This window comes from Dysgonomonas sp. 37-18 (assembly GCF_001899125.1).
GTDB lineage: Bacteria > Bacteroidota > Bacteroidia > Bacteroidales > Dysgonomonadaceae > Dysgonomonas.
The window spans coordinates 25,071-47,260 of record NZ_MKVC01000029.1; the positions used below are offsets into that span (position 1 = coordinate 25,071).

General features: G+C 39.3%; 23 protein-coding genes. 13 read left to right on the plus strand and 10 right to left on the minus strand.

Going from position 1 to position 22,190, the window contains the following annotated elements; genetic code table 11:
• Positions 1-115 precede the first annotated feature (115 nt).
• Positions 116-658: a DUF6712 family protein gene (locus BGO84_RS10510; protein WP_291029065.1), complete on the plus strand. Its 543-nt coding sequence runs from the start codon at positions 116-118 to the stop codon at positions 656-658.
• A gap of 91 nt (positions 659-749) precedes the next feature.
• On the opposite strand, the gene BGO84_RS10515 is transcribed toward BGO84_RS10510, so the two are convergent.
• Together BGO84_RS10515 and BGO84_RS10520 are read right to left on the minus strand one after the other, a co-directional pair.
• A complete protein-coding gene (locus BGO84_RS10515; RefSeq protein ID WP_291029067.1) occupies positions 750-1,937 on the minus strand; it encodes a tetratricopeptide repeat protein in 1,188 nt (395 codons plus the stop codon).
• 189 nt (positions 1,938-2,126) lie between these two features.
• Positions 2,127-3,074, minus strand: coding sequence for a hypothetical protein (locus BGO84_RS10520; RefSeq protein ID WP_291029069.1), 948 nt, complete (start codon positions 3,072-3,074; stop codon positions 2,127-2,129).
• A 274-nt stretch (positions 3,075-3,348) separates the two neighbouring features.
• Between BGO84_RS10520 and BGO84_RS10525 the strand changes: the two genes are divergently transcribed.
• On the plus strand, positions 3,349-5,625 hold the full coding sequence (locus BGO84_RS10525; protein ID WP_291029071.1) for a hypothetical protein: 2,277 nt from the start codon (positions 3,349-3,351) through the stop codon (positions 5,623-5,625).
• 302 nt (positions 5,626-5,927) lie between these two features.
• On the opposite strand, the gene BGO84_RS10530 is transcribed toward BGO84_RS10525, so the two are convergent.
• The 6 genes from BGO84_RS10530 to BGO84_RS10555 all read right to left on the minus strand — a co-directional run bounded on the left by BGO84_RS10530 (position 5,928) and on the right by BGO84_RS10555 (position 11,229).
• On the minus strand, positions 5,928-6,434 hold the full coding sequence (locus BGO84_RS10530; protein ID WP_291029073.1) for a hypothetical protein: 507 nt from the start codon (positions 6,432-6,434) through the stop codon (positions 5,928-5,930).
• Between the two features lie 68 nt (positions 6,435-6,502).
• A complete protein-coding gene (locus BGO84_RS10535; protein ID WP_291029075.1) occupies positions 6,503-7,711 on the minus strand; it encodes a hypothetical protein in 1,209 nt (402 codons plus the stop codon).
• 10 nt (positions 7,712-7,721) lie between these two features.
• The gene (locus tag BGO84_RS10540; RefSeq protein WP_291029077.1) at positions 7,722-8,189 is read right to left on the minus strand and encodes a hypothetical protein; all 468 of its coding nucleotides are present in this window, start codon (positions 8,187-8,189) and stop codon (positions 7,722-7,724) included.
• A gap of 374 nt (positions 8,190-8,563) precedes the next feature.
• Complete coding sequence (locus BGO84_RS10545; RefSeq protein ID WP_291029079.1) at positions 8,564-9,226, minus strand: hypothetical protein; 663 nt, start codon at positions 9,224-9,226, stop codon at positions 8,564-8,566.
• Positions 9,227-9,441: 215 nt separating this feature from the next.
• Complete coding sequence (locus BGO84_RS10550; RefSeq protein ID WP_291029081.1) at positions 9,442-10,230, minus strand: hypothetical protein; 789 nt, start codon at positions 10,228-10,230, stop codon at positions 9,442-9,444.
• A 174-nt stretch (positions 10,231-10,404) separates the two neighbouring features.
• Positions 10,405-11,229, minus strand: coding sequence for a hypothetical protein (locus BGO84_RS10555; protein ID WP_135104666.1), 825 nt, complete (start codon positions 11,227-11,229; stop codon positions 10,405-10,407).
• Positions 11,230-12,057: 828 nt separating this feature from the next.
• Between BGO84_RS10555 and BGO84_RS10560 the strand changes: the two genes are divergently transcribed.
• Positions 12,058-13,224, plus strand: coding sequence for an XkdF-like putative serine protease domain-containing protein (locus tag BGO84_RS10560; protein WP_291029083.1), 1,167 nt, complete (start codon positions 12,058-12,060; stop codon positions 13,222-13,224).
• Positions 13,225-13,311: 87 nt separating this feature from the next.
• Complete coding sequence (locus tag BGO84_RS10565; protein ID WP_291029085.1) at positions 13,312-14,259, plus strand: hypothetical protein; 948 nt, start codon at positions 13,312-13,314, stop codon at positions 14,257-14,259.
• A 794-nt stretch (positions 14,260-15,053) separates the two neighbouring features.
• Here the strand turns inward: BGO84_RS10565 and BGO84_RS10570 are convergent.
• A complete protein-coding gene (locus BGO84_RS10570) occupies positions 15,054-15,233 on the minus strand; it encodes a hypothetical protein (protein ID WP_291029087.1) in 180 nt (59 codons plus the stop codon).
• A 213-nt stretch (positions 15,234-15,446) separates the two neighbouring features.
• Between BGO84_RS10570 and BGO84_RS10575 the strand changes: the two genes are divergently transcribed.
• From BGO84_RS10575 to BGO84_RS10615, 9 genes are all read left to right on the plus strand, one after another.
• Positions 15,447-15,983 carry a hypothetical protein gene (locus BGO84_RS10575; protein ID WP_291029089.1) on the plus strand — a complete coding sequence of 179 codons (537 nt, stop codon included), beginning with the start codon at positions 15,447-15,449 and terminating at the stop codon, positions 15,981-15,983.
• Between the two features lie 249 nt (positions 15,984-16,232).
• Positions 16,233-16,796, plus strand: a complete 564-nt coding sequence (locus BGO84_RS10580; RefSeq protein ID WP_291029091.1) for a hypothetical protein — start codon at positions 16,233-16,235, stop codon at positions 16,794-16,796.
• Between the two features lie 427 nt (positions 16,797-17,223).
• Entirely contained in the window at positions 17,224-17,640 is a 417-nt protein-coding gene (locus tag BGO84_RS10585) for a hypothetical protein (RefSeq protein ID WP_291029093.1), read from the plus strand.
• The gene (locus BGO84_RS10590) at positions 17,637-17,840 is read left to right on the plus strand and encodes a hypothetical protein (protein ID WP_291029095.1); all 204 of its coding nucleotides are present in this window, start codon (positions 17,637-17,639) and stop codon (positions 17,838-17,840) included. Before BGO84_RS10585 ends, BGO84_RS10590 begins: the two co-directional genes overlap by 4 nt.
• Entirely contained in the window at positions 17,827-19,710 is a 1,884-nt protein-coding gene (locus tag BGO84_RS10595) for a hypothetical protein (protein ID WP_291029097.1), read from the plus strand. The genes BGO84_RS10590 and BGO84_RS10595 overlap by 14 nt, the downstream gene beginning before the upstream one ends.
• Before the next feature lies 1 nt (position 19,711).
• Positions 19,712-19,879, plus strand: coding sequence for a hypothetical protein (locus BGO84_RS10600; protein ID WP_291029099.1), 168 nt, complete (start codon positions 19,712-19,714; stop codon positions 19,877-19,879).
• A gap of 161 nt (positions 19,880-20,040) precedes the next feature.
• Positions 20,041-20,475 carry a phage holin family protein gene (locus tag BGO84_RS10605; protein WP_291029101.1) on the plus strand — a complete coding sequence of 145 codons (435 nt, stop codon included), beginning with the start codon at positions 20,041-20,043 and terminating at the stop codon, positions 20,473-20,475.
• Positions 20,462-20,983, plus strand: a complete 522-nt coding sequence (locus BGO84_RS10610; protein ID WP_291029103.1) for a glycosyl hydrolase 108 family protein — start codon at positions 20,462-20,464, stop codon at positions 20,981-20,983. Before BGO84_RS10605 ends, BGO84_RS10610 begins: the two co-directional genes overlap by 14 nt.
• Entirely contained in the window at positions 20,980-21,387 is a 408-nt protein-coding gene (locus BGO84_RS10615) for a hypothetical protein (protein ID WP_291029105.1), read from the plus strand. Before BGO84_RS10610 ends, BGO84_RS10615 begins: the two co-directional genes overlap by 4 nt.
• A 489-nt stretch (positions 21,388-21,876) precedes the next feature.
• Here the strand turns inward: BGO84_RS10615 and BGO84_RS10620 are convergent, their stop codons facing one another.
• Positions 21,877-22,077, minus strand: coding sequence for a hypothetical protein (locus BGO84_RS10620; RefSeq protein WP_228093781.1), 201 nt, complete (start codon positions 22,075-22,077; stop codon positions 21,877-21,879).
• Positions 22,078-22,190: the final 113 nt, after the last annotated feature.

Sequence of the window (22,190 nt, forward strand, 5' to 3'; positions counted from 1 at the left end):
TAAGGATTTTAAATCCTTATAGTAAGCCTTAGGGGTTGCAAACCCCTAAGGACGAAGGGACGAAGAGGGTAAAAGAAAGCATGCCAAGTAAAAAAACAATTAAACAAAAACAAAAATGAACGAATACATACAAATCCCACTTATCACCGAGAGCCTCTTTAAACAGCACTCTCCCGTGACAGCAAACACCGACATCACCGAGTTTGTACCTTACATCTGCATTGCACAAGAGCTGCATATAGAGCCTGTACTGGGCGAAGCGTTGATGACTGAGCTCAAGGCACAGATAACCGAAAACACGCTCACAGCGTACAACAGCGACCTCATCGTGCGCCTTGCCCCCGCTTTGTCGTTCTATGCCGTCTATCAGGCGTTGCCTTTCCATTGGGCTACCATCGTCAACAAGGGTATCACCATTCGTGAGAGTGAGAACAGCAAAGCCGTAGACATCAAAGACCTTGCACAACTTCGACAGTGGATAAAGAACGATGCCGATGTGTTAAAAAATCAACTGATGGTCTTCCTTTCCAAGTTTAGTGCCCACTATCCGTTGTGGCGTCCGCAAGATGGATGCTGCGATAAGGTGATGGGCGAAGGCTCAGGAAGGAAATCGTTCGACAGCGGCTTCCACTTCAAAGGCAAGAGGAAAGGCTGCTGATGATGGAAAGAAATCCCCTAAACTCACTCAAGTTTAGGGGATTTTTTTTGTATTCTAAAATGTTGAAAATAGATGTTATCCTAAGATCATATTAACATTGATATTTGTTTAGTAATTCTTTGAAACGAGGATCTTGGCGGAGATTGTCAAGGTCAGGATCGTTTTGAACGTTTTCTTTCGCTTGAGGAGTTATTTTCAGAGCCCTTTCAAGCCATTCGAATGCATCTTCTTTTTTGTTTAAAAGAGAGTAAAGGCATGCCAGATTATATAAGCTAACTGTTTCATTTAAAGAACAGGCTTTTGCAAACTTTTCTAATATTATACTCAGATCATCTTCTATACTTTTTCTTAACTTTGCCCGCTCTAATAATGCATTCCCCCAATTATTGTATGTCGGTCCATCATTTTCGTCAATTTGAGTAGCTTTTTTGTATTTCTCCAAGCTTGCTTCAAAAAGTTTTTCATCATTTTTTATTTTTGCCAACTCAGCCAAAGCATTCCCCCAGATATTGTATGTCATTGCTTTATTTTCATTGTTTTCATCCTTAAAATTATTAGATTCTGTAGCCTTTCTAAAATAAAAAATAGCATCTTCATATAACCCTTTTTGGCTAGCGTTATAACCATTCAAGAACCAATCATAGAATGTATATCTATTAACAGGCAGCTTTTCATTTATTTCCTCAACCGTTCTTTTGGTTTCTGCTTTTATCTCTTTATTTTCTGAGCCGTCTTTATTTTCAATGATTGTTTCTACAATATTTTTCGCATTACTTTCAAGATGCTGAATACTATCAACATATATTTTCGCTTTTTCTAATAGGGATTCTATTTCTTTAATCTTCGTATCTACCATCAATAATGCCGATTTTACAGTAGAATCGGCATTCTCTTTTATTGTTTTAACTTCTTCGCTTGTTTCGGTCTTAAGGTTCTTTAATTCCTTCTTTACTTTTCTGATAGTCTTTTTGTTAAATCTAAAAATGAGATATCCTCCTAATACAGTAGCAGCTAATAGAAGTCCGCTACCAATACTAATAATAGATATAAAAGTGGATAAATGTCCTTGTGCTTCATTTATCCGTTTATCTTGTGCCTCTATCTTATCGTCTAGTCTCTTGTCTTGTACTACGACTTTATCCTCTTGAGCTTCCTGTTTGAGTCCTATTTTTTGATTTTCGAGTTTTTGCTCCACCTCTTTGGCGGTATAGATAGTTTCTTTCTGTCCATATGCCGCAACGCACACCACCAGTAAAATCGCCAAGAATATGTTTTTCATAAATTATAAATTACGTATGATAATCAACTTTCTAAATTAATATTTATTTCTTTATTATAAATATTTCGATCCCCCAATATTTCCTCCGTCCTTCGGGGTTTGCAACCCCGAAGCTCTACTATAAGGATTTAAAATCCTGATTGCAATAACTTTCGGATTATAATTAGGAATCAACGGAGTGTAACGTAGTTAAATCCGAAAGGACGTTACGTGTTGCACGCAGGGGGGGATAGTTGATGAATGAGTCTCTTCCTTCCATTCTATTAACATACCATTGAGGAAATGTAAGGTGTAACTATGATCCTTTGTGCGAAAAGAGAGTACTTCTATTTGTCCTTTGGGCGTTTGCCGTTCCGAGACAATGCGATAGTCTGTACCCAATTCTTGTATCACTTCGTTTTTGTGCATACCTATTTGTGGTATTATTTCTTGACTCCATTCTACCAGCTTATCGTCAACGAAATCTATTGTATAATTATAAAAATTTGTACGGAAATAAAATTCTTCTTTTTTCCCTTCGGTAGATTCATTTACAGATACAAGCTTATAGTCTGTGCCTAGTTTTTCTATTATATCGTCTTTAGACATTCCTTTTTTCAGGTTTGGTGTTTCACGCCATTCTACAAGTTTATCGTCCACAAACTTTATCGTATAATTGTAAGAACTTGTATAAAAGCGGATCACTTCCATTTTTTCGTCCGCAATCTTTTCTTCTACGATAGTTTTATAATTTTTTGTATCGAATATTTTAATGACGTCACTTTTCGCAGTTCCCATTTTTAGTCTCGATTCTTTACTCCACGATACTACTTTGTAGAGAATAATATTGACAGTATAGTCGTACACCCCTACATGGTAAATGTATGTTTCTTCGTTACCTTTCTTGGTCGGTTTGCTCGATATATACTTATAGTCTGATCCTAGTATCGAGGAAAGATCCCATTTGCTGATCCCTACTTTCAACTCTTTTTCTTTATTTTCTGCCTTGTTGCTGCTTGATGTTGTACCCGATGAGTAAGACGGAGAATTAATGAAATCGGATGCAAAGTCTCCAACAGACTGCAGTGCTTTGCAGCTAGAGAATAATATTGTAACAAGCAGAGGTAATAGTAAATATCGATTTATTTTTCTAATCATGTTTTGTCTTCATTTGTGTTAATTTCTTCAAAGGTAAGCTTTAAATTTAATATAGAGAATATGCTGTCTACAAAAGGCGTTTAAACTTTCAACAAATCCTTCGGGGTTTAACTACGTTACACTCCGTTGATTGCTAATTGCAACCCCGAAGACTTACTATAAGGATTTTAAATCCCAAAGGACGTTACACCCGAAAATGCCTGAGAGAAGTCTCAGGCTTTTTTTATGATTCCTCTCCAAATTTATCTCTATATATACTAATAATTAAAATATTATGGCAGATAAAAAAGAATTTACACTCAAGGTTAATGGCCTTGAGCAGAGTATCGAGAATGTAGAAAAACTAAACAATAGTTTAGATAAAGTAGATGTGAAGACACGAGGGATGTCCGTTACTGCTAGCGATGTAGCAGATGCCTATAAAGATGATATTAAGGATGTAATGGAATACATTGTTTTGCAAATGGCGAAGATTGGAGCAATCGTTACAGAACTTAATGCGCATGTGAGCAAGGCAATAGAAAAAAATGTAGAAGCCGGAGAGAAACTGGCGGAGAGTATAGAGAAATCCGCTGAAAGTGGATTGTCTTCTGTTAAGGTAAAAGCAATAGAAGCATCTACATTGATTGAAGCCTGGATAGATAAAGTAGCAAACAGATCCGAAGAACAATTAATAAACCTACAAGCCAAACAAACAGAGCAGTTAGAGAAAAATAAAGAATTGTTGGAGAAGTCTGCTGCAATAACGAAAGAATATGATGAGAAAGATAAAGAAATTGGGACTCTCAACTTAAAAGCGCATAAAGAAAATACAGAGGCTCGTATAGGCGAATTGAAAAATTATAAGGTCGAACTAGAAGCTGCAGATATACAGACTAGGTTATATTACAGTAGTGTAATCTCGCTATACGCAGAAGATAGTGCTGAATTTAAGCAAGCTCAGGAGGGAAAGCAAAAAGCTTTAGAAGATCTCCGAATTAAGATTGCTGAAACGGATAAAGAACTTAAGGAAACAAGTAGTTCTTATTGGAATACATGGAAAAAACAGCAAGTGGAATTCGGAAAGGAAATTGAAAAATTAGGAGTAGATATAGAAAAAAAAACTACCGGAAAGATAGATGATATTACCGAAAAAATAACTGAAAAAACGAAAGGTGTCACTGATTTTATAAATAAATATAGTAAAGAATATAATGATCAAAAGACAGAAATTCTTGAAGGCCTCAAAGCCATTGATGATGAAGAAAAAGAATTTAATGATAATAAATATAAAGCAAAATTAGCTAAGCTCGAAAAAGAACGAAAAGAATTAAGAAAAGAAATAACAGACGCACAAAAGAATAGAGATGAGGCCCAGAAGAAAAAGGATGAAGCTGAGGCAAAAAAAGCTAAGATAGAAGAAGAAGCAACAAAAAAGAAAAATGATTATGAAGATAAAATAAAAAGGATAAAAGATGCTTTTGAATTAGATGATTCTGATTTTGCAGACGAGGTCGAAGTTGATTCTATCACTACAAGTGGAAGTCCTGAAACAAACACTCATAAAGCTGCTAAAAGTTTAATAGAACAGCCTTCTGCAAATATTAGTGAAACTGATAGCGGAGAGGGTACGCTGCCTCTTACTGGAGAAGAGGAGTCAAAATCTAAACCTAAACCACCCACAGATGATGAAAGGCAAGCTGCAATAGATAGGATTAAAGAATTAAAGAAGCTTAATGATGAAGTGAAAGCAGACACGGAAGATTTGGCTACTATAATAAAAGATGCTAATGAAACTATAGAAAATAGCAATAATGCTATAATAGAGGGTGAACGTAGTATCCTATTAGAAGAAATGCAAATAGATGATGAAAAGAAGAAGCTCGAAGAAAAAAAAAGTAAGAGAAATGAAGAAATAGATGCAAGAGAGCAAAAGAGAAAAGATAAGCTGGCTAAAATAGAAGAGGTAGCCCAAAAAGCGAAAAAACTAAAAGAGAAAGCCGAAGCAAAAATTCAAGCTGTACGTGATATTGCTGTGGCTACAAAAGATATTGCCAAGGGGGTTGCTACCGCATGGGGAAAAGGTCCAATCCTAGGTCCACCATTAGCCGCATTGGTCGCTTTGAATGGTGCTATACAACTAAAGATGATGACAGCTCAACTGGCCAAATTCCGAGACGGTGGTCTTCTCCACGGCAAACGCCACTCACAGGGAGGTATGCGTATCGAGGGAACAAATATGGAAGTAGAGGGCGGCGAATTTGTTGTCAACCGTGTGTCGACCGATAAAAATCTGGGACTCGTAAAATATATCAATGAGCAACGGCGCGAACTGAAACCAAAAGACCTCGATGCCTTTTTCTCACGTTCGTCTCAGGGCTTGGAACCGTCCTTCAAGCGTATGTTTGCCCAAGGGGGGCAGTTGCCAACCATCGAACCCGCAACCAATGTTGACAACGACAGCCTGATAAAAGCAATTCAAGCTATAAAAATAGAGCCTAAAGTTGCCGTCACCGATATTCATCGTGCACAAGACAATATGGTAAGTGTAAGTGGCTGGTCGGGTGTATAATGGATGAATAGGAATGGATTTCGTCCCTTTGTAAAAAAGCGTGGCTCATGAGTCACGCTTTTATTATATGCAATCATTTCAATTTACTTTTTTTCGCCACAAGAGGGGATTTGCAATCCATCGTTCTTCGGGGTTTGCAACCCCGAAGCTCATACTATCAGGATTTAAAATCCTGATAAGAATAACTTTCGGATTGCAAATCCGAAAGAACGTTGATAACTTTCGGATTGCAATTAGCAATCAACAGAGTGTAATGTAGTTAAATCCGAAAGGACATTCGCTTGCAACCTTCATATTGCATATTATTTACTGACGTATATGAGAACTGTATTTAGTTTCTTTTTTTCATCATACTGTTTTGTTATTCCGACAAAACCCTCCAGTGGTCTGCTCCATGCGAAATCTATTTTTCCTTTTTTGCGTAGTTCGGTTTCTTTATTTGGCTGTATCCCATAGTCGTTTTCGAGTATAGATACCAGCTCATTGAATTCTATAGGATTCTTGTTATTCTTATAAAACTCTTTGATATATGAGATTAGCCGAAGCCCACTCTCATTAAATGTTAAAAAACAAGTATTGAATACATATCCGGCCAATTCCATATTCGTAACTTTTATCACGTTTTCCAATAGGGGGATGATTTGTGTGTCTTCTGTCTTGATATCGATTAATATTTCGTATGCTTGTTCGATAGTCATACCCAGATAGAATTCACCTAGCCCGGTTATCGGCACGTCTGTTTTTACCGATTGTGCAAAAGATGTAGTGGCGGATAGTAATAAAATAAGAAGGATAATTTGTGTCTTCATAGCTTTTATATTATTTGGTGCATAATAATAGGCTGCTTTTCCCTCTTCGACTCAGGGAGATTTGCAATCTATTTATTGTCTAGGTAGTACTTTATTAAGCTGGAAGCAATTGGTGTTACAGCTTCCAGATTAATAAGAGAATCGTTAAATAGCTCTGTATGGGTATTGCCCCGAGCATCTTTTTGTTTATCCATATATGAGATTAATTCGGTTATTGTAAAAGTTTTATCTTTATTTTTGAGACCTTCCTTGTCGATTTGCTCCATATAATTTAATGTGTTGTCGTATATTTCAAAAAGACCTAAAAGCTGGTCATACCAGTCATACACTTCTTTTATATAGCAAGTATCGTTATTACGGGCAATGTATGTTGTAAAATCTCTATTTGGGAATGCCTTTTTTACTTTTTTCAACATTGCTTCGTCTCTCAGAAAGCTGAGCAGATCATTGATAGTTCTTGCATTTTTTAAATAATCCAGGTTGTCAAATAAAAGTTCCTGCAAATATTGAGCACTCTCTTTATATTTCATATCGGTTTTTATTACATCAAACCTTTCTTTGTATTTTTTAGTTAGTCTTGTTTCATAATTGTCACGTCCTTTGAGTGTTTTGTATTCTTTTCCGTCGATAGTATAGTATAATCCTTTTTTTATGCCTCTGATCTCATCAGCAACTATTCTTAACGCTTCCGATTTATCGATAGGGGCTTTCTCGTTTTGTAATTTTTGCGATGTTTCTCTCAAAACTTTGCCTAAGTCTCCAATTTTATTGTTGTTTTCTACATATCTATCCAAATCTATTGTCGGTCGTTTGATCGATCTTCCTTTATGTAGGTTTATGATATCGGTATGATATGTTGAAATCATATTGTATTGATCAACAATCAGATCGAAGAGTTCTCTAAATTCTTTCCTGTAGAATGTTTCTCCATTGCAGGCGATAGTAGGTTCCAGTTTTATATGGTTTTTTATCTCTTTGTATTCGCCCGAATCGATCGTTTTTTTTGCATATACATTGGCTATTCTAATATCTGAAATTGCACTCTTATAGAGTTCAAACATTTCGGAAAAAGTATCAAAATAGTCGGAAGTGCAGCGACCGTTTGCTTTCATATATTTGATATCTTCGGAGAGTGTTTTCCACAATATTATTTCCTGTGCATCGCGATGTGTTTCCGATACCCATTCGCTGCCGTCTAGGGCATAGTAAACTGCTTGTTGGGCGAATGATGTTACTGTCATCAGCAAAAAGGCTGATGATAAAATGATTTTTTTCATATTATAGGATTTAAAGATTTGCGATGTATGCAACCGACAATTTAGGTACGTTATTATTCGTTTCTATTTTCAGTAAGATTATGTTGTTCTTGGCGTCGTACCATATTGTCGATCCATCTTTTACAGAGGTGTCACCATACCTTATTTGCATTATGCGAAGTAGATGGTTGAAATCTTTTTCGGCATCGTCCCAATAGGTATATTCCTTTTCGAAACTCCCAAACCAGAGTAACTTATCGAAGCTAAGTATAGTTCTGTCAAACACGACTCCGTCTAACTCTATGTTCTCTACTTCGATATCTGTGTCTAACTTAATGGCTTTAGTATTACGTGTTTTGTGTTTTTTGATAGCATTTTGCCCTTGTTTCTTTGTCATGCCAAATTTGAAATGTCCGAAACCTTCGATTGGGGGTGTTGAATTTTGAGCAAACGTTGCTAAGCTAAGCACAAAAAATGCTACGATGGTAATTTTTCTCATGATTATTGTGTGTTTGTATTTGTCCTTATCAGTAAAGATAACCTTTTTTATCCAAAAACAGCTACAATTCCCATTAATAGTGGGAATAGAAAGGTTTTTCACTTGTCTTTTACGAGATATTTGCTATCGTCAGCATGAGAAAGAGGGGGATGTCTTTTGTTGGTCTCAGAGGAATTTAAAGTCCTGATAAGAACTTGGTCGCAGGGGATTTGTAATCCTCTGTTTCTGTCTCCTTTCGGATTTTAAATCCTGATAAGAATAACTTTCGGATTTTAAATCCGAAAGAACGTTGGGCGAAGAAGACGAAGATTTCAAATCCGAAGGAACGTTGTGAATAGCCTTCATGAGGACACGAATAGTATAATATTCTAGAATTATTCGATCTCTAATATGTAATTCTCATTAGCTTCATTGTCAAAGACGATTTTTGTGGGGAAAGACTTCGCTAAATCATTTGTAGGGAACCAATTTCTCTGATTGTTTACTAATACCAACAAGCCATAATCATCTCCCAAAGCCGTAAAGCTATCTGTACCTGCTTGCTTGGTAAACTCTTTTATACCGTATTTATTCGTTAGAAAGTCAGCTGTTTGACTTGCCGACTCAGATACTATACCAATTTCACTGGCATAAAGTATGGAGGAGCTATCAAACGTTTTTTTCGTTTCGTTATTCATATCAAATCTACAAATCAACTCGAGTAAATTTAGATTATTATCATAGAAGTAGAATGATTTTGCATTCCACAAGTCGAATTTTGAAACGAAATTATTTTCATCTATCACCGGTATTAGTTGAGTTCGTGCTTTCATCCACTCAAACGCCTCTTCGAATTTATTGTTAGGAATATCAAATGCAAAATGATAAACAGGTTTGATATTTGTTTTGGTTTGGATAAAAATGATTTTAGTACTTCCCACATTGAAAGATACAGTATTTGGACTTTTATCCTCTGTTTTTACGTTTAAAACGTTGTTATAAAATAGTTCGGTTTCTATAATATTATCTGACAACAGATGTAACTCTTTAATTTTCATGTTTTTTGTTTTGTTAGTTTAATGAAAGTCAGATACTCTGCTTTGTATATAAGCAGTAATATCCGTCACAGGGGGATTCGAAATCACCTGTTTTTTCGTTCTTTTGGATTTATAACTCGAAAGTTATTTTATTTGGATTTCAAATCCTTATAATAAGGCTTCGGGGTAACAAACCCCGAAAGACGAAAAAGACGAAGATATGTACTATACAGTTTTTACTGTTCGCTCCACTTAGTTTTTGTAAGATCTGTAATTACAAATTCTTTGGCTTCCATGTCGGGTTTCACCTTAAATGTGTAGTGCGTATCAGCTTCCAGTGAGCCTTCCGAGATAAAAGCGATATAAGATTTATTATCTATCGTAATTGTTATTGCGCTTGGTCCATATTCACGATTGGCTACAGCTATTGCTTTGTAGCGATTGGTGTTGTTGCTGTCTCTCAAAGGTGTTATTCTTCCGTAGTTATATACTTCAATTTTAGCATTGTCGGGTAGTCCTTCCGTTTCAAATTCGAGCAAGGCATTGGCATGCGTAAATACCAAGTCTTTGATATGCGGACTAACCGTACTTTGATAGTTGCAACACAACGCATCTGCATTGAAAAACTTTTGGGCAGTGCTCTGATCTTTTATATTGGGGTAGACGGGAGGAGCCGGTGACGTCTTCGTTCTTGTTGTATAATCTTTCGATACCAACCACAAAGGTGCATAGCCTGTATCTCCTTCTTTGTAACTTCTGTCGAATAAGAAAGGTTGGTCTTTAGGCGAAAGTACCATTATTTTGTTCTTGTCTATCGAAAAATTGTAATCAGAAGCTGAAGTGCTGTAGCTATAAATGTAACCAATCATAAGCTTCCATTCGCTTCTGTCAGAGAGGTCTACTTTCGAAATCCCTTCTGCTGTTTGCAAAGGCACGCCTTTGGTTTCTTCATCTTTGTTGTCGCTGCAAGATACGATAAATAGAAGGATGATTAGGGGAAAGCAGTACCGTATAAGATTCTTCATAATATATTGGGTTTCTATATTTGTAAATACGTTTTAAGAATACAATAATACAAATATAGCCTTTCTTTTGTTGATTATGGTCGGATAAAACTGTGTTTCATCCGTTCTTCGGGGGGCTTGCGTTACAGTTGTGTCACAGGGGATTTGCAATCCCCTGTTTTAAAATGTTTATTTTCAGTTTACTGTTGTTTTCGGCAGATAGGTCATTTTGTGAATAGACCAGCTTGCTCCCTGAAACTTATGTTTCAAGTCTCTTGCAGTCTTGAAAGTCTCGGCATAATATTGCCCTATAGGTATGTTGTACCAATTGGCACTAACCTCATCAAAAAAGTCTTGCCAATTCTGTCTTTCTATTATAGTATTTGCCTGTTCGGCAGTAATAGTTATAGGAACACTAAACAAAGTTGAGTATTTTGCCTCCCAAAAATAGAGCTCTTCCGCTTCAGGACTGATGTAGTCTCCTTCTTTGTACATAGCTTCTACGTAGAGATGCTTATTTTCAATATATACCTCTATCTTTTCTTTGTTGCCATAGCCTAAAGTTATCCAGCTGTCGGTGTAGGGCTCATATTGAATCCTTAAAGCATTACCCTCAAACTTATATTTACAAACCGCATTCAAACCTTTTATAACGGTGTATGATCTTTGGTCACCCCAGCCCAAAGGAGTTATATAAGCACAACCTATAAATCCATTTATTTTTACACTGTCTGTTCCTTCAATAAAGATGATATACGAATCTCTTACCAGTTCGCCAAAGTTGAGCATACCTCCGTTCATCCGGCTATTATGCACTTGGCGGTACTTACTTGTCTCTATACCCTCTATTCCTCCTTCGCTACTGCCATTCATCGACTTAAACATCAGGCATACAGTATCGGCGACAGCTAATGTTTTGTTTTCTACTTTTGGGGGAATAATTGTATTGTCGTCCGTACAGCCTATCATTACCAAAAGGAAGGAAATAAGAATTGCTAGTTTCAAGTGTTTAGCTTTCATAATATTTGAGGTTTAGGTTTTTGTCGTTTAAAGTTAAAATATATTTGTTAAATAGGCTAATTTATTTCTTAAAATAAAACACAAATTAATTGTTTAGACAATTTTTATTGCATAACCTTTCGTTAAACGGGATTTGCAATCTTCGTCATAGGGGATTTGTAATCCCCTGTTTTGCTTCTTGTCATCCTTCGTTCTTTCGGATTACAAATCCTTACAATAAGGCTTCGGGGTTGCAAACCCCGAAAGACGAATACATTTCTATCCCCTCTCTTTACCCTAAAAACTCAAGCAAAACATTCCCTATACAAGAACGTATAACCCCAAGCAAACCCTCCTGCAAAATATAAAGCATAACCGTAAGCCTTATATATAAACATAAACAAAACATAAACTATAAAAGAAAACAGTAAAAGAAAAAGCCTGCCGTTTTTTGCACCTATTTTTCAAAAATGAGGTGTTTTTATTTTTTAGTATTATCCCTTTATTATTTATCTTCTCTTTTCCGTCCTTTTCCTTTCTCGTCCTTTGGCGAGTAGGGGCGATCCCTTGTGGTCGCCTGTATATAAACGGGCACGGACAAGCCACTGCCCCTACATCTTCGTCACAGGGGATTTTCGTCACAGAGGATTTGTAATCCCCTGTTTATTCCCTGCATCCTTCGGGGTTTAACTACGTTACACTCCGTTGATTGCTAATTGCAACCCCGAAGCTCATACTATCCCGATTTCAAATCCGAAATAATGGCGCAGGTTACATAAAACTTCCCCCTTATTTGCATTTTATTTTTTCAAAATTATCTCATAGTACGAACCCACAATTTACAACAAAATGAATACACCGATTTACGATTGCATGATCGACGAAAGTGCCGACGACCTGACGGGCATCTATGCCATTTCGTTCGTCGACTTTCCGGCAAACCAAGTCGATTTTATCGCTCTCGACAGACAACAGGAACTACATCTTAGCCGAGATACCGCAAAGCAAGTACTCACAGGCGTTGTGCTCAAACCCGGACAACTCATCTACCGCCATTCGCCGCAAACGGGTGACTATTACATCCGCTTTTCGGAGGAACAGGTAGAGAAAATTGCCCGCAAGATGATGAAAACAGGAGTTGCCCTGCATAGCACCACCCATCAGCACCAGTCTCCCCTCACAGGCAACTATCTCACCGAACTGTGGATAGTAGAAGACCCCGAAAACGACAAATCGAAAGCACTCGGATTTAGCGACCTGCCAAAAGGTACACTCATGTGCAGCTACAAGATAGAAGACAAAAACTATTGGGAAAAGGAAGTGATGAGCGGGCATGTAAAGGGATTTTCCCTCGAAGGCTTTTTCTCTCAGCAAGTTTCCCTATCCCGCATAAATAACAAAAGTATGAATAACAAAAAGAAAAAAGTGAAACAGACATTGCTTGGGCGCATTGCAAACATGCTGCTCGACATCGATGCCGTAGAAAAAGCAGACACGACTGCCAGCGGCACGGCCTATGTGGTCTTTGTTCTTGCCGACGGCAAAGAGGCTTATGTGGATGCCGATGGATTTGTGACGCTCGAAGGCGAGCAAATGGCGGCGGGAGAACACAACCTGTCGAACGGAAACCTGCTGGTAGTAGACGAGAACGGACAATTTGTGGAAACACGAGAGCCTTCGGACGATAAAACCAACCCCGAAGATGCTAAAGCCAAACAAGCATTGCGAAGCAAGAAAAGAGGAGTCAGGCTGTCCGACTTTGACGGAAAAACGGCAGAAGCCCTCAAAGCCAAGATTGCCGAAATGCAGGCTACCATCGAACAGCTGTTGCAAGCCCTTGACGAAGCAAACGGAATGCTCGAAGACACCAAAACACAGGTCGAAGAAATGCGCCGCAAGACACCTTCGGCATATCCTGCCGTACAGCTTTTGGGCACAGGCAAGTCTCCCGCCGAGATGAGCACAGCCGAGCGCATGGCAGCGGCTCTTAATCAAACTATCAACAGAAGAAAATAATCAATATGCCAATACGCTGATCCGAATACATATTGAATATGATTGGCACATCGGCATATTCTCACATTAAAAAAATTGAATAAAATTATGGCAAACATTTACGACATTTCATCACTTACTTATCAACCGTCGTCTAACATGGATTGGTTTACAAAAGCCATCTTCGGCGGAAAGCTGATCGAAAAAGGAAAAATCACACCTGTGATCGGGGTGAAAGACACTACACAACTCAACCTGATCGACCTCGAAGGAAATATCCTTCAGGCAGACTCACGCGATTGCTCGTGGACACCAAACCAGATCGCCAAACTAAGCGAAAAAGAACTGAAAGTAAAAACCTACAAAATCAACCTCGAGCAGTGCATCGACGACCTCGAGCGCAAACGCACCGTATGGATGCTTAGTCCGGGAGCCAAGAATCAGGAATTGCCCGCCACCCTCGAAGAGGCAACAATGACAATCCTTGCTTCGGAACTTAGCAGCGAGATCGAGACCAAGATATTCAAAGGCGACAGCTCGGCAGACGCAAACGACTTCGACGGAGCCGTAAAAGTATTGACCGACAGCACACAAGCCATTAAGTTATTGGGCGTATCGCTTACAAAGGCAAATGTACTGGCAGAAGTAGAAAAGGTTTTCGCTTCCATCCCCGAAGATGTAATGGCGATGGGCTTGGAAAACGGCTCGCTGAACATCTACGTTTCGTACTCGGCGTACATGAAGGTCAAGATGGCGTTGGGAGGTATCTGGGGCGACAATGTAGTGGTTAGTCCAAACTTTGCAGTAGAGGGCGACTCGGTGCGCTATATGGGCGTGGAGATTGTTCCTGTGAAAGGGCTGGACGATAACGATATGATAGCCGCCGATTCTAAAAACTTCCTTGTAGGTACAGACCTCGTTCGCGACTTGGAGGAAATCCGCTTAGGGCAGTTTGCTGCTCCAAACGATAATAAGATTTTCATCGACGGACGTTTGCGCCTTGGCTTTGCTATCCCTTTCGAAGACGAAGTAGTATTTTATAGTCCAAGTAACTAATCGGCTGTTATATAGTGTTCTAATAGAGTTTGTATACGATTTCTTTTGTTCTCAGATGGATATTAAAGGAGTAGGGGCGATCCCTTGTGGTCGCCTGTATATAAATGGGCAGGGACAAGCCACTGCCACCGTCCTTTCGGATTTAACTACGTTACACTCCGTTGATTGCTAATTGCAATCCGAAAGTTATTCTAATCCGGATTTAAAATCCTAGTAATAAAGCTTCGTGGTTGCAAACCCCGAAGGACGAAGGGATCAATATTTTAATTTATGGTTTACTAATTTGTTATTTCTATCATAAAAATAGATGGAATCGTTATTCGCCGGTTTGTAAATATAGTAATCACGCTTAATAAACCATACATCGCGTAACATGTATTTTCCGCCATTGGATAAGTCAATAAGAGTAACACCTTTTTGTTTTATAAATCTTTCTCTTAGAACGAATCCTTTAACTTCAGATTTAACGGAATCTGGCAAATATAAGTAATTATTCATCTCATGTTTTATGACCTTATCATCATTATTTAGGGATAAAATTATTAGAGGTATACTTATACAAATAACGAGGATAACAGAAAATATATCCAGTTTCGTGATTTTAGTGCGATTCATAACAAATAATTATAACAAACCAAAAGTAACAAATAAATCCTACCGTTCTTTCGGATTTAACTACGTTACACTCCGTTGATTGCTAATTGCAATCCGAAAGCGATTATTCTCTGGATTTTAAATCCTAATAGTAAAGCTTCAGGGTTGCAAACCCCGAAGGACGAAGGGGACGAAAGGTTTTATGTCAGATCGAGACTATCCAATATAGCTGTTATATTCTCATCCGAAAGCTCTACATTTCGTAGAAACTCTTTTATAGAATGTATGTTCTTATCGGAAACGGCTTTATCGAATTTATCAAGTAATCCGCTTGCGTAAAGCCTTTCATTGACAGTCATACCTTTATAGTCTTCTCTCATAAGTTTAGGTTTTTGACAAAAATAATAATTATTCAAGGAATCAATAACAGATAAGCAGATGAAAGAAAAGCGATTCTTATCCGGATTTTAAATCCTTATAATAAAGCTTCGGGATTGCAAACCCCGAAGAACGGAGAGGATAAGAACAGAGAACAAAAGAAGTCAAAAAAAGAAAAGCGACAAAAAATTAACGAATCAAAAAAAATAAAAATTATGTCTTGCAAATTAACATCAAATATTACAAAGAAAACATGTGTGTATTCCGTTGCCGGTATCAAATCGGTTTATCTGATCAATCACGATTCGGCTAACGAATACGAATTTTCGGCCGAAGGAGAGATCAGCGCTATCACGCTTGCCGACAGTGCAAAAGCCTATAAGGTGGACTTTATAGACAATACGGCTTCTTTCTCCGACGAACTGGCACAGAACAGCAACGGCGGTAAATACCGTACGCACACCCTAAACTTTACTCTCAGCGAGTATGACTATACGATTCTTAATCAGGGTGATGCTCTCAGTCTTGGTAAGTTTACGGCTGTGGTAGTGGATAAGAGCAACCGTTCGGTAGTGCTGGGACGCATCAACGGGCTGAGCTCAACGGCGTTCAATTACGCTTCGGGTGCTGCTGAGGCTGATGCCAACGGCTGGACGGTGACAATGGCGGGAACAGAGATGGAGATCGGTCGCTTACTCAAGGGTGAGGACGTGGTTACTGCCATTGTGGATAAGACAGTTATAACTCCGTAACCTGTTCTGCGATGTAGTTGTGATATTCGCCTCTTTGTCATCTTTTCGGATTTTAAATCCTCATAGTAGAGCTTCGGGGTTGCAATTAGCAATCAGCGGAGTGTAAGGTAGTTAAACCCTCGAAGGGCAACTAAAAAAGCAAAGTGAGAGAACGAATGTCACATCATAAGTTTAAAGAAAACATACTTGATAAAGCGGTATTCAGCTTTAACGGCGGTTGCCGCTTTGTCTCAAAAAAAACAGAACAATATGAGTTGCAGATTGGTTCAGAATATAAAACACACATGCGGATACAATTCGGGAGGTATAGCCGAGATTTACCTTTTGGATATAAAGGACTTTGCAGCATATTACTTCAAAGATGATGCCCTGTACGACTCCTGTTTTGTAGATCGCATCCTCAAAGACGTAGACACCTCTTACACCATGCTGTCGGAAGTTAGCGAAAGCAATTTCACCGAAACAAACGATGGCGCACTGTACAGGCAGCAACTAACCACCTTTGTGAATACCCTCAAGTCTGACAAAACCAACAACCTGCTCAAAGCCATTGGCAACAAGTATCTGGTGGTGTTCAGGAATATGCAGGGCAATATTTACTCTTTTGGTTCCGACGGTGGGGCTACGCTTGCCTTTTCGCAGGTATCGGGGCAATTGGGCGAAACGGCGGGATACAGCATCACGCTTTCCAAAGATTCTATCTATCCTCTCTTTGAGGTGAATGCCGAAAAATTCAACAAAATATTTGCGTTGGGAACAGAGAGCAGGAGGGTGATAGTTACCGAAAACGGAAAGTTCGCAATATTGATATAATGTAATGATCTCTCTTGTTTTTCGGCTTTACCTTCTTTGGTATGTTGAGGAATCGTCTCACCGTCCTTTTGGATTTACAATCCAAAAGTCATTTCAATTCGGATTTTAAATCCTGATGTTAAAACTTCGGGGTTGCAAACCCCGAAGGACGGAGGATAAAACTTCGGGGTTATAAACCCCGAAGGACGAAGGAAGACGAGATGAATATTAGCGGAGTAGGGGCGAACCCTTGTGGTCGTCCGGATACAAACGGGCAGGGACAAGCCTCTGTCCCTACCTATCCGCTCTATCGTTCAGAAACAACGTTCGACGGAACGTAGTGTAGTCAATGACAAAGAGTACAAAAAGAGGAATAAAACAAATAGCATAGAAAAAGAGAATCAGAAGAACAAAGAAGATTTTAGAATAAAAATAAATCAAAAAAAATATGGCAGAAAACACTAAAATAGCAGCTATCCCCTTGTCGGAGCTTCCCGAAATCAAAGACCCGAGCGGTTTCTGGATATTCGGTTCGAAGAAAGATAGCAACGGTGCGCTCAGCTCAGGCAAGTACCTGTTCGAGAATCTGGCAGAATATGCCAAGCAGTTGCAGTTGGAGCGTCGCATGTCGATCAATATGGGGCTTGCTTCACCCTACGAAATGTTTATAGGCGAGGAGATGATAATCTATCGGGTAGAGGCGATGAACGTATCCAAACTATGGGTAGACGGCATAGAAGTGCTCTTGGGTAAAACCGTATCGGTAAAGATAAAGGCGAAGTCGCTTGTGGAATTTAAGGTCGAAAAAGTTGGCACAGAGCCTACCGGATACTTATTTATTTACGCAAAAGCTACATTACCATGATATACGAAGTAAAGAAAGACGATGTCACATTTGAGGTCGATGACAATCTGCTGTTTGACAGTCAGCCCCATTCATTCAGGCGATTGTATAACGATTTGAAAGAGAACGACAGGGCAGACTTCGACAATTGTAATGTTCTTGTACTGGCTACAGGACGAGTGATAATAACCGAAAAAACAGAAGACGATGGGCAAGTATAATTATAGAGATAAGTACGGCAGGCTGGATGAGAGTATAGATAATGTTGCTTTCTTTTCTGCGCTAAGTGCTACAGCCTACGATCAGAGGACACGATCTGTGTACACAAGGACAAATCCTGCGAAGTCTCATGGAGTTATAGATCTAAAGCGAAACTCGGGAGTGACCAAGAACGTCTTCTCCGGTGGTATCCATACCGGCTCTATTGTTACAGAGGCGAGTGCAAATTACAACTATTTGCATATGATAGGTAGTGGCATGGATAGTACGATATGGAATAAAAACATAAATGCCTATGGGGAAGGTTCTGTTTGGCAAAATAGCCTTTACTTCTATGATATGACTGTGAGGCATATATCACAGCCTTTATACCGTACCGGATATATATTTGTCGGATGTACTATCTATTCAGACCTTTCGGGAACAAAACACAGTTGTAAGCTCTATGCCAAGACTTCTACCAACGGGGGAAACTCATTTATAAATGTACCCGATGCCGTATTGTCGAATACCAATCTGGATTTGTTCGATCACTGTAAGGTAACCATCTTGAGCTCCGATGTATCCGGTTACAGGAATAATTTTGTGGCATTCAACGATTGCGAACTCAAGATCGGAGGAGAAACCGAGTACAAGGCACTGAACGGTAACACGGAAGAGGAGCTGAGAGCTGATTTTGTAGCCCGCTGCGAGGCGCAATCTATTAGTGTGCCCAATGTGACAGACATGGGCGAGACGATGAAGCAGGGCAAATGGATTTTCTCTAAAAACTCGTGTGTAGACGGTCTTGTGAAAAAAGATTCTGCGTTGCACAATTACGAAAAAAGGCATTTGGTATATTTCGGCTATTCCTTCGACAGATGTGACGCCATCGGTATCACATCCGACAAAAGCAAGCCGGCAAGCTTTTCGCCGGTCTATGCCAATAGCTCGCTTACCATAGCGGACGGCTCTATAGCATTGGCTTCCAATATCGACGTTTCGCAGGCTGTAGCGGGTGAATGTGCTACAAATATAATCTGGCTGGGAGGTAAATATCAGCTCAATAAGTTGGATATTATACACAATCTGCCTATAGATCAAGGCGTATTGATCGACAGCACGCCATCATTTTCGTCCGTTGAGGTAAACAAAGACGGAGGCATTGTACCTTACAGCAATGGTGTACATCGTGCTTACATTGTGCGTTCGAAGGATGGTCAGGAGGAAAAGGTGAAATACAACGGAGTGACGTATAGTTCGGCTGTAATTTCCCGCAACAATATTTTTAACGGAGTGGCAGGCGTCACTTCATTTGTGCCCGAAACGTCTAACCCCATTGTGTATGAGGTGCTCGATAAGGTGCTGCACTCTACCGTTCAGATGCGTATTGTAAACAAGATACCTTCGGGTGCAATTGCTTCGGGAAGCCTGCAAGCCGGATATTGGTATTTTGTAGAGCCCAAATTGGTGAGCGACGCTTCGGGTAGTGTGACATACAACGGAATAACCTATCCGGCATATTCTTCGTTTGTGGCAGAGGCGGGAAAATCTACTTTTTCGCTGACAGGGAATGTGCAGCTTCGAAGATGCTGGAAAGACCTTTATAACGAAAGCGACACAGACGCCACCGACAAGGCTTTTTGGCAGAATGAGCAAAAGCCCAAATGGTTTGATGTATTGCCCAACGACCTGCGTTGCCTTATGAGCCTCAACAATGCGCAGCAGGCTGAAATGCAGCGAGACAAGGCTGGCAATTACATTGCATCGGGGCACCCCGACTTCTACAACTCGGTGCTGGCAATGAGTGGTAACCCGGGCGAATTGGCTTTTCCTATCAAAGGGGCATTTATGCAATGGAGATTGAAAATAACCACACAAAACCCGATATGACATGGCAGACTTGAACAATAAGGATGTAGAGACAATGTCTCTGCAAAACAGCAAGATCAGTTTGATATTGATCGAAAAATCAGAAGCAGGCGAAAAGAGCCGGAGTAAAGTGGAGGCGGTATTTATTAATAAGACACACGCCGGACTCAATTACGGCACATTCTTGTAAACTCGTTGTAGGGGATTACAAATCCCCTACAACGTAGGATTTGTACTTCCCTGCTTCGTAAACTTTCGGAATTTGTAATTCCGAAAGACGGGCGTTCCTCAAAGAGAATAATCCGACATTTTCATTCATCACAAAAACAACAAACAAATAAAAAATAACTTATGACATACACCGATAATTTTTTAGTAGGACTTCTGGATTTCTTTATTTGGGCTAAATGGCTCTTGATCCTGGCGCTGACACTAACGCTTGCCGACCTGAAGTTTGGGATAGCCGCCGCCAAAGCCAGAAAAGAAGACGTAAAGAAATCGAAAGCCGTGCGCCGTACAATCGACAAGATAACCAGCTACATCATCTGGGTTATATTGGCATACACCTTCGGACAGGCTTTTGCCTTGCCTTTTGGCGTGGAGTTGCTCCCTATGCTCATGCTTGTGATTATATACGGGGTAGAATTGGAAAGCATTTATGTGAATTACTTCGCCTCGAGAGGTAAAAGCGTGAAGGTAAACATTCTAAAGTTTTTTGGAAAGAAAACCGATATCATAGAAGTAGAAGACGAAAAGAAAAATGAAGACAAAGATGGCAAAGGTTGAACTGCTTATTCCATTTATTCTCCGATGGGAAGGTGACTTTGTAGACGATCCCGACGATAGAGGCGGAGCCACCAATAAGGGCATAACGATAGCTACCTATAGGTTTTACCGCCGCCAAAGAGGATACGCCACAACCACCGTTGCCGACCTGAAGAATATTTCAGACGCAGAGTGGGCGGATGTGCTCAAAAGCCTCTATTGGGACAAGTGGCAGGGGGATAAGATTGTCAATCAGAGCATAGCCAATATCCTTGTCGACTGGGTATGGGCTTCGGGTAGCTATGGCATCAAGTTGCCGCAAAAGATGTTGGGCGTTATTGCCGATGGCGTTGTGGGTAACCAAACGCTGGCTGCTGTGAATAATTATACACCTCAGTGTGAACTTTTCGAAAAAATCCGCCAAGAGCGTATCGCCTTTGTGAATAGGATTGTGGCAGCACGTCCGGCTAACCGAAAGTTCAGGAAAGGGTGGTTAAACAGGATTAACGATTTAAAATTTGAAGAATGATTCTAAAATCTGTACAGCGATATGCAGCGGGCTTGTCGGTCTGTTTACTACTTGTGATACTTGCGTCTTGCAAGGCCAAAACGGTGTATGTGCCTGTAGAAAGCGTCAGGGTGGAATATCGGGACAAGCTGTTGCGTGACTCGGTTCACCTGTACGACTCTGTGCTGATAAAGATGAAAGGCGATACGGTATGGCTCGAGAAGTATAAATATCTCTATCGAGACAAGGTGGTGAGGGATTCAGTATTTAAGACAGACAGCATAGCCGTGCCCTATCCGGTGGTAGAGGTACAGGACGTAAACAGGCTGACTTCTTTCCAGTCTTTTCAGATCTGGTGTGGCAGGATTTTGTTGCTGTTTCTGCTCGGATATTTGGTAATGCGGAGGTTTAAAGTAGGCGTTTGAAATTTTTTTAAATAAAATCACATTTTTTATGACGTATATAATACGCTATATATTAACGGATTATTAGCATATATGCTCTGACAGAGGGTTGTAGGTGATTTTTTTTAGGAGAATTAATTTTTATAATGTGTGAAATTGACTATCTTTGTGTAAACATTACAAATACAACAATAATAAGTTATTTTAAATACTCTCATATGGACTATCAAACTATCAAAAAAAGCAAAATAATTTTATAAGTTTTGTTCTTTTTGAGGAAAAATCTAAAGTTTTATTAATCTGTTTTTTTATTAAAAAATATAGGTTTTCGTATTTTTTAATATATTAAGTAGTTTGTAAAGTTTGTGTAAGTGAAAGGTCTACAAAGTGATTTTGTGGACCTTTCTTAATTACTGAGAATGATCTTAAGGATTAGGATTTTTGAATGGATGAGGCTTGTGTTGGGTGTACAGCCTCTTCGGATTTATATAAAGACAAATTTTATCATGTTTAGAGAGATACCGAGTTTAATATTTTACAATATCTATCAGCATATTCCTTTAAGTCACGGTTATACGTTCCAAAGTTTTTTACAATCATGTCAAATATCAAGAAGCTGCGCTTTTTGATCAGAATATCCGGATCATTGATCGCATATTGCCCGGTGTCGATGTCCTCGGTGTGCTCAATGGAGATATAATATTTAGACATAATCTTACACATAAAAGGAAAGGTGATATCAATGAATTCTATGCAAATCTAATGATAAGATGAATCCTTTTTTATCATTTTTTGTGCGATATGACTTTTTGTACCGATATGCT